At 61.6% G+C, this 8952-nt stretch carries 4 protein-coding genes, 1 tRNA gene and 2 rRNA genes (1 of these 7 only partly in view); 4 read left to right on the forward strand and 3 right to left on the reverse strand.

The features are described from left to right. Positions 1-2 precede the first annotated feature (2 nt). From WDX12_RS04750 to WDX12_RS04765, 4 genes are read left to right on the forward strand one after another with little or no spacing between them, the layout of a single operon-like run. A complete protein-coding gene (locus WDX12_RS04750) occupies positions 3-2099 on the forward strand; it encodes a hydantoinase/oxoprolinase family protein (RefSeq protein WP_434724115.1) in 2097 nt (698 codons plus the stop codon). Beyond that, the gene (locus WDX12_RS04755; protein ID WP_434724116.1) at positions 2096-3712 is read left to right on the forward strand and encodes a hydantoinase B/oxoprolinase family protein; all 1617 of its coding nucleotides are present in this window, start codon (positions 2096-2098) and stop codon (positions 3710-3712) included. The genes WDX12_RS04750 and WDX12_RS04755 overlap by 4 nt, the downstream gene beginning before the upstream one ends. Then, positions 3712-4914 carry a pyridoxal phosphate-dependent aminotransferase gene (locus WDX12_RS04760; RefSeq protein WP_434724117.1) on the forward strand — a complete coding sequence of 401 codons (1203 nt, stop codon included), beginning with the start codon at positions 3712-3714 and terminating at the stop codon, positions 4912-4914. Before WDX12_RS04755 ends, WDX12_RS04760 begins: the two co-directional genes overlap by 1 nt. Before the next feature lie 3 nt (positions 4915-4917). Beyond that, complete coding sequence (locus WDX12_RS04765; protein WP_320297017.1) at positions 4918-5730, forward strand: NAD-dependent epimerase/dehydratase family protein; 813 nt, start codon at positions 4918-4920, stop codon at positions 5728-5730. 319 nt (positions 5731-6049) lie between these two features. Here the strand turns inward: WDX12_RS04765 and WDX12_RS04770 are convergent. The 3 genes from WDX12_RS04770 to WDX12_RS04780 all read right to left on the reverse strand — a co-directional run. Next, a tRNA-Met gene (locus WDX12_RS04770) sits at positions 6050-6126 on the reverse strand. Between the two features lie 232 nt (positions 6127-6358). Further along, positions 6359-6473 (reverse strand): 5S ribosomal RNA (gene rrf / locus WDX12_RS04775). Between the two features lie 282 nt (positions 6474-6755). Then, positions 6756-8952, reverse strand: a 23S ribosomal RNA gene (locus WDX12_RS04780) (it continues 629 nt past the right edge of the window).

Below are 8952 nucleotides of genomic sequence, written 5' to 3' on the forward strand. Positions count from 1 at the left end.
GCATGACCTCCAGATCAGACGACATCCGTCTCGGCGCGGACATCGGCGGCACCTTCACCGACATCGCGCTCGATGTCAGGGGAACGATGTTCTCGACCAAGGTGCTGACCAATTATGCCGCGCCCGAGCAGGCGATCCTCGACGGCATCGACGTGGTCATCCGCGATGCCGGAATTTCGGCGGCCGAGATCGGCATCATCATTCATGGCACGACGCTCGCCACCAACGCGCTGATCGAGCGGCGCGGCGCCAGGACCGCGCTGGTCACGACGGAAGGTTTTCGCGATGTGATCGAGATGCGGACGGAGAACCGCTTCGAGCAATATGATTTGAACCTGCAGCTGCCGACGCCGCTGATCCCGCGCGAGGACCGCTTCACGGTCAAGGGCCGCATCGGCGCCGAGGGGCAGGAGCTGCAGCCGCTCGACGAGACCGCGCTCGAGGAGATTGCCGATCGCATCGCTGCCGGCAATTTCGGCTCGGTGGCGATCGGCTTCATCCATGCCTACGCCAACCCCGACCACGAGCGCCGGGCGCGCCAGATCCTCGCTCGCAAACTCACCATACCGATCTCGATCAGCGCCGAGGTCTCGCCGCAAATGCGCGAGTTCGAGCGCTTCAACACGGTCTGCGCCAACGCCTATGTTCGCCCGCAGATGGCCGACTATCTCGCCCGCCTGCAGACGCGGCTGAAGGATATGGGCGCCGACTGCCCGGTCTTCATGATCCATTCCGGCGGTGGCCTGATCTCGGTGGAAACCGCTTCGGAATTCCCTGTACGGCTGGTCGAGTCCGGCCCTGCTGGCGGCGCCATCTTCGCCGCCGACATCGCCCGACGCTTCGGGCTCGAAAAGGTCGTCTCCTACGACATGGGCGGAACCACCGCAAAAATCTGCCTGATCGAGGACTATGCGCCGCGCACGGCGCGGACCTTCGAGGTCGCGCGCACCTATCGCTTCTCGAAGGGCTCGGGCATGCCGATCTCCATTCCGGTGATCGAGATGATCGAGATCGGCGCCGGCGGCGGCTCTATCGCCTGGGTCGACGCCATGGGCCGCATCCAGACCGGGCCGGAAAGCGCGGGCTCGGAACCCGGCCCTGCCTGCTACGGCCGCGGCGGCAAGCGCCCGGCGATCACCGACGCCGACCTGGTGCTCGGCAAGCTCGATCCCGACAATTTCGCCGGCGGTGCGATCAAGCTCGACACGGCGGCGTCCGAACAGGCGATCCTGCGCGATGTCGGCGAGCGCCTGTCGCTGAACGCCATGGCGACGGCCTTCGGCATCTGCGAGGTGGTCGACGAGAACATGGCCAATGCCGCGCGCGTCCACGCCGTCGAGAACGGCAAGAACATTTCCGACAATCTGATGATCGCCTTTGGCGGCGCTGCACCGCTGCATGCGGCAAGGTTGTGCGAAAAGCTCGGCATCGACCAATGCATCGTGCCGCGCGGCGCCGGCGTCGGGTCGGCGATCGGCTTCCTCAAGGCGCCGTTCGGCTACGAAGCCCTGGCATCGAAGCTGACGCGCCTGTCCCGCTTCAAGACGGCCGAGGTGAATGCCCTGCTCGCCGACCTCAAAGACTCGGCCGAGGGGTTTGTACGCACCGGCGCCAGCGGAAAAATCGTCTGCGAGATCACGGCCTTCATGCGCTATGCCGGCCAAGGCTGGGAAATCCCAGTGCCGCTGGCGGACGAGCCGTTCGGCGACGATGCCGTGGCAAAGCTCAAGGACCTGTTCGAGACGAACTACCAGCGCTTCTTCGGCCGCGCCATCGAAGGCCTCGACGGGCTGGAGATCGAGATCGTCACCTGGTCGGTCAAGGCCACCGACGTTCGGCCTGCCGAAGCGAGGCATGAATTGACCAAAGGCAAGAAGACAACCGAGCCGGCAATGACGCGCGAGATCTTCGACCCGGTCAGCGGCGCCTCGCGAACTTATGGCATCGTCGAGCGCGACACGCTCTGCGCCGGCGACCGCGTGGCGGGGCCTGCCGTCATCGTCGAGCGCGAGACGTCCACCGTCGTCACCACCAGCTTCGACGCCGTCATCCAGAGCGAGGGCGCGATCCTCCTGATCCGCAAAGGCAGCCAGGCATGAGCGATATTGGCGAAATCCGCATGCAGGTCATGTGGAACCGGTTGATCTCGGTGGTCGAGGAGCAGGCGCTGACCTTGCTGCGCACTGCTTTCTCGACCTCTGTGCGCGAATCCGGCGACCTGTCGGCTGGCGTGTTCGACCCGCGCGGCCAGATGCTGGCGCAGGCGGTGACCGGCACACCCGGCCACGTCAACACCATGGCCGAAGCCGTGCTGCATTTCATGAACGCAATACCGCGCGAGGAGATGTTCGAGGGCGACACCTATGTCACCAACGACCCTTGGCTCGGCACCGGCCACCTGCATGACATCACCATGGTGTCGCCGTCCTTCCTGAACGGCGAGCTCGTCGCCTTCTTCGCCTGCACGGCGCATGTCGTCGATGTCGGCGGGCGCGGTTTCGGCGCCGACGGCAAGTCGGTCTATGAGGAAGGCATCCAGATCCCGATCATGAAATTCGCGGAAAAGGGCAAGGTCAACCTCGACCTCGTCCGCATCCTGCGCGCCAATGTCCGCGAGCCGAACCAGGTCGTCGGCGACTTCTATTCTCTGGCCGCCTGCAACGAGGTCGGCCACCGTCGCCTGACCGACATGATGAAGGAGATTGGCCTGACTTCGCTAGACGGGCTCGGCGACTTCATCTTCTCGCGCACCCGCGACGCCATGCTGGAACGCATCGAGGCGCTGCCGAAGGGGAGCTGGTCGAATGAGCTGGTGACCGACGGCTATGACGAGCCGGTCAGGCTTGCAGCCACGGTCTCGGTCCGCGATGACCATGTCGAGGTCGATTTCACCGGCACCGATCCGATGAGCCGCTGGGGCATCAACTGCCCGATCATCTACAGCAAGGCCTATGCCTGCTATGCGCTGAAATGCATGGTGGCGCCCGACATTCCCAACAATGCCGCCTCGCTCGCCTTCTTCACCGTGTCCTCACCGATCAACATCCTGAATGCGGTGCGGCCGGCGCCGGTGGCGCTCAGGCATATTTTCGGCCACATGGTTCCCGACCTCGTGCTGGGCGCCTTCTCCAAGGCGTTGCCCGGAAAGATTCTCGCCGAAGGCGCCGGAGCGCTCTGGAACATCCATATTTCGGCGCGTCCTGTCGCCGGCGGATCCGGACGTCGCGCCGAAGTGCTGATGTTCAACTCCGGCGGCATGGGCGCCCGCCCCGAGCTCGACGGCCTCTCGGCGACGGCCTTCCCATCCGGCGTCCACACCATGCCGATCGAGGCGACCGAGCATACCGGCCCGATCGTCATCTGGCGCAAGGAGCTGCGGCCCAACTCCGGCGGCGACGGGGAATTCCGCGGCGGCCTGGGACAGGTCATCGAGATCGCCGCGACCGACGGCCACGAATTCGACTTTTCGGCCATGTTCGATCGCGTCAATCATCCGGCCCATGGCCGCAACGGCGGCAGGCCGGGCGTTGCCGGCGTCGTCAAGCTCGACGACGGCACGAAGATGCGCCCCAAGGGCTGGCAGCATGTGCCGGCGGGACGCCGGCTGATCCTGGAACTGCCGGGCGGCGGCGGCTATGGCGATCCGGCCAAACGCAACGCGGCCGCGCGAGCCAATGACCGATCCAAGGGCTACATCACGGAGAACGACTGATGAGCTACATTGCCTCGCGCCTCTCGGTGGTGAAGCCCTCGGCATCGATGGCGGCCTCGCAAGCCGCCAAAGCACTGCGCGCCAAAGGCGTGGACGTGATCGATCTCGGCCTGGGGGAGCCCGACTTCCCGACACCGCATCACATCGTCGATGCCGCTCATTTCGCCGCCAAGGCCGGCCAGACGCTCTACACGGCCGCTGCCGGCACAGTTGAGGTGCGCGAGGCGGTAGCGGGAAAATTCCGGCGTGAGAACGGGCTGGACTACACGGCCGACGACGTCGTCGTGGCCAACGGCGCCAAGCAGATCATCTTCAACGCGCTGATGGCGACGCTCGAGACCGGCGACGAGGCGATCCTGCCAGCGCCCTATTTCGTCTCCTACCCGGAAATGGTGAAGCTGCTCGGCGGAACGCCGGTCGTCGTCGAATGCCCGGAAACCACCGGCTTCCGTCTGACGCCGGCGCTGCTGGAAAAGGCAATCACGCCAAGGACGAAGTGGCTGTTCCTCAATATGCCGGGCAACCCGTCCGGCGCCGTTTATTCTCAGTCCGATCTCAAGGCGCTGGGCGCGGTGCTGGCGAAGCATCCGCAGGTGCTCATCCTGTCCGACGAGATCTACGAGCACATCCTGTTCGACGGGCGAGAATTCGTTTCCTTCGGCAAGGCGTGCCCCGAGCTCAAGGACCGCACGCTGATCGTCAACGGCGTCTCGAAATCCTATGCGATGACCGGCTGGCGCGTCGGCTATGCGGCCGGGCCCGCGCCGCTTCTCAAGGCGATGTCGACGATCCAGAGCCAGTCCTGCACGTCCGTATGCTCGATCGCGCAGGCCGCGACGGTCGCCGCGCTCAACGGCCCGCAGGATGAGGTCGCGCGCTTCCGCCAGGCGTTCGAGAGGCGCCGCGATCTTGTCGTGGACGGCATCCGCAAGATCAACGGGCTCACGCTCTCGCCGCCGGAAGGCGCCTTCTATGCCTATATCGGCTGCGCCAGCGTGATCGGCCGCAAGACACCCAAGGGCGTCGTGCTGGAGGACGACGCGGCCGTGGCGAATTACCTTCTGAACGAAGGGCGGGTGGCGTCGGTGCCCGGCGTCGCCTATGGACTATCACCCTATTTCCGCATCTCGACCGCGACCAGCGAAGAGGTGCTGACCGAGGCGATCGCGCGGATCAATGCCGCCGTCGCGCAAGTGGAGTAAGTGATGCCGCAGTACGAACGTATCCTGATCACGGGCGCCGCCGGCCGGCTCGGCTCGCAGCTGCGCAAAGGGCTGGCGCCGCTGGCCAAGACGATTCGCCTGGCAGGCCGTGAACCGTTCGGCGATCTAGCGCCGCACGAAGAGGAAGCGGTGTTCGATCTCGCCGACATGGAAGCCACGATCGCGGCCACCAAGGACTGCGACGCGATCGTGCATTTCGGCGGCGCGCCGCTCGAATGCGAATGGCAGACCATCCTCGATTCCAGTATCCGCGGCTCCTACCACATCTATGAAGGCGCCCGGAAACACGGCGTGAAGCGCGTCATCTACGCCTCCTCGGTGCATGCCATCGGCTATCACGAGATCGAGGCGCATATCGGCGTCGACGCGCCAGTGCGCCCCGACAGCCTCTATGGCGTGTCGAAGAATTTCGTCGAGAGCCTCAGCCGGCTCTACTGGGACAAGTTCGGCATCGAGACGGTGTGCCTGCGCATCTTCTCGTCCTTCCCGGAACCCGCCGATCGCCGCATGCTGTGGTCCTATCTTTCCTTCGCCGACTGCGTGCGCCTGGTCGAGGCCTCGCTGACCGCACCGCGTGTCGGCCACACGATCTCCTTCGGCATTTCCAACAACAAGCTGAAGATGGTCGACAACAGCGGCGCGGACCATCTGGGATTCATCCCGCAGGACAGCGCCGAGCCATTTCGCGCCGCGGTCGAGGCCAAGACCCCTGTTCCCGATCCGAACAAGCCCTCGGTGAAATATCTCGGCGGCTGGTTCTGCGAGCTTGGCCACCCCGACGACAAGCCCGCCTGAACATCTCGTCTGAGCGGAACCGCGTCACGAAAGCAAAACGCCGGCAACTCGTTGAGTTGCCGGCGTTTTCAATGGAAGCTGGTTTTGGGGAGCGGCACTGGTTTTTGTCTTGTGGGGCCGGCGCCGGCTTGGCCTCTCAGGGCTGGCTACGAGAACGCCGGCGCGCGGCGGGGGTTGTATTTGGTTTTAGGGACAGGATTGGCTTTTTGTCGCACGGCGTCGGCTTGCCCTCCTTGCGGGCCGCTGATGCAGGATAAAATCGCCGGCCCTGGGAGCACAAAGCAAAACGGCCCGCGCGAGGCGGGCCGTTTTTGAAGTTTGGTTGCGGGGACAGGATTTGAACCTGTGACCTTCAGGTTATGAGCCTGACGAGCTACCGGGCTGCTCCACCCCGCGTCACCTACGAGCAAGCGTTTGCTTGCGACTACGAGCAAGCGTTTGCTTGCGACTACGAGCAAGCGTTTGCTTGCGAGCTTAGAGGTAAGTTTGAGCTTACCGTATTCAAGAGGGCGCCAAATGAAAGGGCCGCTTGCGCGGCCCGGGATCCCGTTTGGCGGGCCTTATCGTAGAGAGAAGATTTGGTCTCGACCCGGATATCCCGGATTTGAGGTGAACGTGCGCTTAGCAGACCTGGCAGCGACCTACTCTCCCGCGTCTTGAGACGAAGTACCATCAGCGCTGGAGCGTTTCACGGCCGAGTTCGGAATGGGATCGGGTGCAGCCGCTCCGCCATAACCACCAGGTCGGCAAAACGCACGTTCAAATCGAGAAGCTGGGTTAGGGATTAGGCAGTAGCCAATAGTGAGTAGGGATAACTGCTCGCCATCTGCTTGTGCCAGATGCCTGTCTTTCCGTGCCAAGGTTCTTTTGGCCTGGCGCCCTTCGAAGCGAAGCTTCGCAAGGTCGACCGACCGTCGGCGCCGATGCGCCGCACCCACGTAGCGCCGCCCGTGAGGGCGGAACAAGCGTGAGTGAGAACGGCGACAATCCTTCGGATTGCGCCTAGATGGATATAAGTAATGAGAACGATCAAGCCTATCGAACTATTAGTACCGGTAAGCTTCAAGCGTTGCCGCTCTTCCACACCCGGCCTATCAACGTGGTCGTCTTCCACGGTTCTCAGGGAATACTCGTTTCAAGGTGGGTTTCCCGCTTAGATGCCTTCAGCGGTTATCCCGTCCGGATATAGCTACCCTGCGATGCGGCTGGCGCCACAACAGGTCCACCAGAGATCCGTCCATCCCGGTCCTCTCGTACTAGGGACAGATCCTTTCAATATTCCTACACCCACGGCAGATAGGGACCGAACTGTCTCACGACGTTCTGAACCCAACTCACGTACCGCTTTAAATGGCGAACAGCCATACCCTTGGGACCTGCTCCAGCCCCAGGATGCGATGAGTCGACATCGAGGTGCCAAACAACCCCGTCGATATGGACTCTTGGGGGTCATCAGCCTGTTATCCCCGGCGTACCTTTTATCCGTTGAGCGATGGCCCTTCCACGCGGGACCACCGGATCACTATGACCGACTTTCGTCTCTGCTCGACTTGTCAGTCTCGCAGTCAGGCAGGCTTATGCCATTGCACTCAGCGAACGATTTCCGACCGTTCTGAGCCCACCATCGCGCGCCTCCGTTACTCTTTAGGAGGCGACCGCCCCAGTCAAACTACCCACCATACATTGTCCCGGACCCGGATAACGGGCCGCGGTTAGACATCCATAGTAATAAGGGTGGTATTTCAAGGGTGGCTCCACCTGAGCTGGCGCCCAGGTTTCAAAGCCTACCACCTATCCTACACATGCCACTACGAATGCCAATGTAAAGCTATAGTAAAGGTGCACGGGGTCTTTCCGTCTAACCGCAGGAACCCCGCATCTTCACGGGGAATTCAATTTCACTGAGTCTATGCTGGAGACAGCGGGGAAGTCGTTACGCCATTCGTGCAGGTCGGAACTTACCCGACAAGGAATTTCGCTACCTTAGGACCGTTATAGTTACGGCCGCCGTTTACTGGGGCTTCGATTCAGAGCTTGCACCCCTCCTCTTAACCTTCCAGCACCGGGCAGGCGTCAGACCCTATACGTCGCCTTGCGGCTTCGCAGAGCCCTGTGTTTTTGATAAACAGTCGCTACCCCCTGGTCTGTGCCACCCTCCTCCACTTGCGTAGAAAAGGGTCACGCTTCTTCCGAAGTTACGCGTGCAATTTGCCGAGTTCCTTCAGCATAGTTCTCTCAAGCGCCTTGGTATACTCTACCTGACCACCAGTGTCGGTTTCGGGTACGGTCTATAAGGAGGAGCTATTTCCTGGAACCACTCCGCTGCCCTTTCAATCCGATAAGATTGGACAACTTGTGTGATCCGTCACTACCTCCAGGCCCACGAATATTAACGTGGTTCCCATCGACTACGCGTTTCCGCCTCGTCTTAGGGGCCGGCTAACCCTGCTCAGATTAACTTTAAGCAGGAACCCTTGGTCTTTCGGCGGGGGAGTCTCTCACTCCCCTTACGTTACTCATGTCAGCATTCGCACTTCTGATACCTCCACCGCCCCTCACGGGTACGGCTTCATCAGCTTACAGAACGCTCCGCTACCGCTCGTGATTGCTCACGAACCCTAAGCTTCGGTGTATGGCTTTAGCCCCGTTACATTTTCGGCGCAAAGACCCTTATTTAGACCAGTGAGCTGTTACGCTTTCTTTAAATGATGGCTGCTTCTAAGCCAACATCCTGGTTGTTTTGGGATCCTCACATCCTTTCCCACTTAGCCATAACTTGGGGACCTTAGCTGTAGGTCAGGGTTGTTTCCCTTTTCACGACGGACGTTAGCACCCGCCGTGTGTCTGCCGACTAGTACTCCCAGGTATTCGGAGTTTGGTTAGGTTTGGTAATCCGGTGAGGACCCCTAGCCCATCCAGTGCTCTACCCCCTGGGGTATTCGGTCGACGCTCTACCTAAATAGATTTCGCGGAGAACCAGCTATTTCCGAGTTTGATTGGCCTTTCACCCCTAGCCACAAGTCATCCCGAACTATTGCAACAGTTATGGGTTCGGTCCTCCAGTAAGTGTTACCTTACCTTCAACCTGCTCATGGCTAGATCACTCGGTTTCGGGTCTAATGCGACGAACTGAACGCCCTGTTCAGACTCGCTTTCGCTGCGCCTACACCTACCGGTTTAAGCTTGCTCGTCACACTAAGTCGCTGACCCATTATACAAAAG

It is taken from the genome of Mesorhizobium sp. RIZ17 (assembly GCF_051127865.1).
GTDB classification, from domain to species: Bacteria; Pseudomonadota; Alphaproteobacteria; order Rhizobiales; family Rhizobiaceae; genus Mesorhizobium; species Mesorhizobium humile.

Bases quoted from the DNA above. Each gene is read 5' to 3' on its own strand.
- WDX12_RS04750 (WP_434724115.1), top strand. From the start codon at position 3: ATGACCTCCAGATCAGACGACATCCGTCTCGGCGCGGACATCGGCGGC.
- WDX12_RS04760 (WP_434724117.1), top strand. From the start codon at position 3,712: ATGAGCTACATTGCCTCGCGCCTCTCGGTGGTGAAGCCCTCGGCATCG.
- WDX12_RS04755 (WP_434724116.1), top strand. From the start codon at position 2,096: ATGAGCGATATTGGCGAAATCCGCATGCAGGTCATGTGGAACCGGTTG.
- WDX12_RS04765 (WP_320297017.1), top strand. From the start codon at position 4,918: ATGCCGCAGTACGAACGTATCCTGATCACGGGCGCCGCCGGCCGGCTC.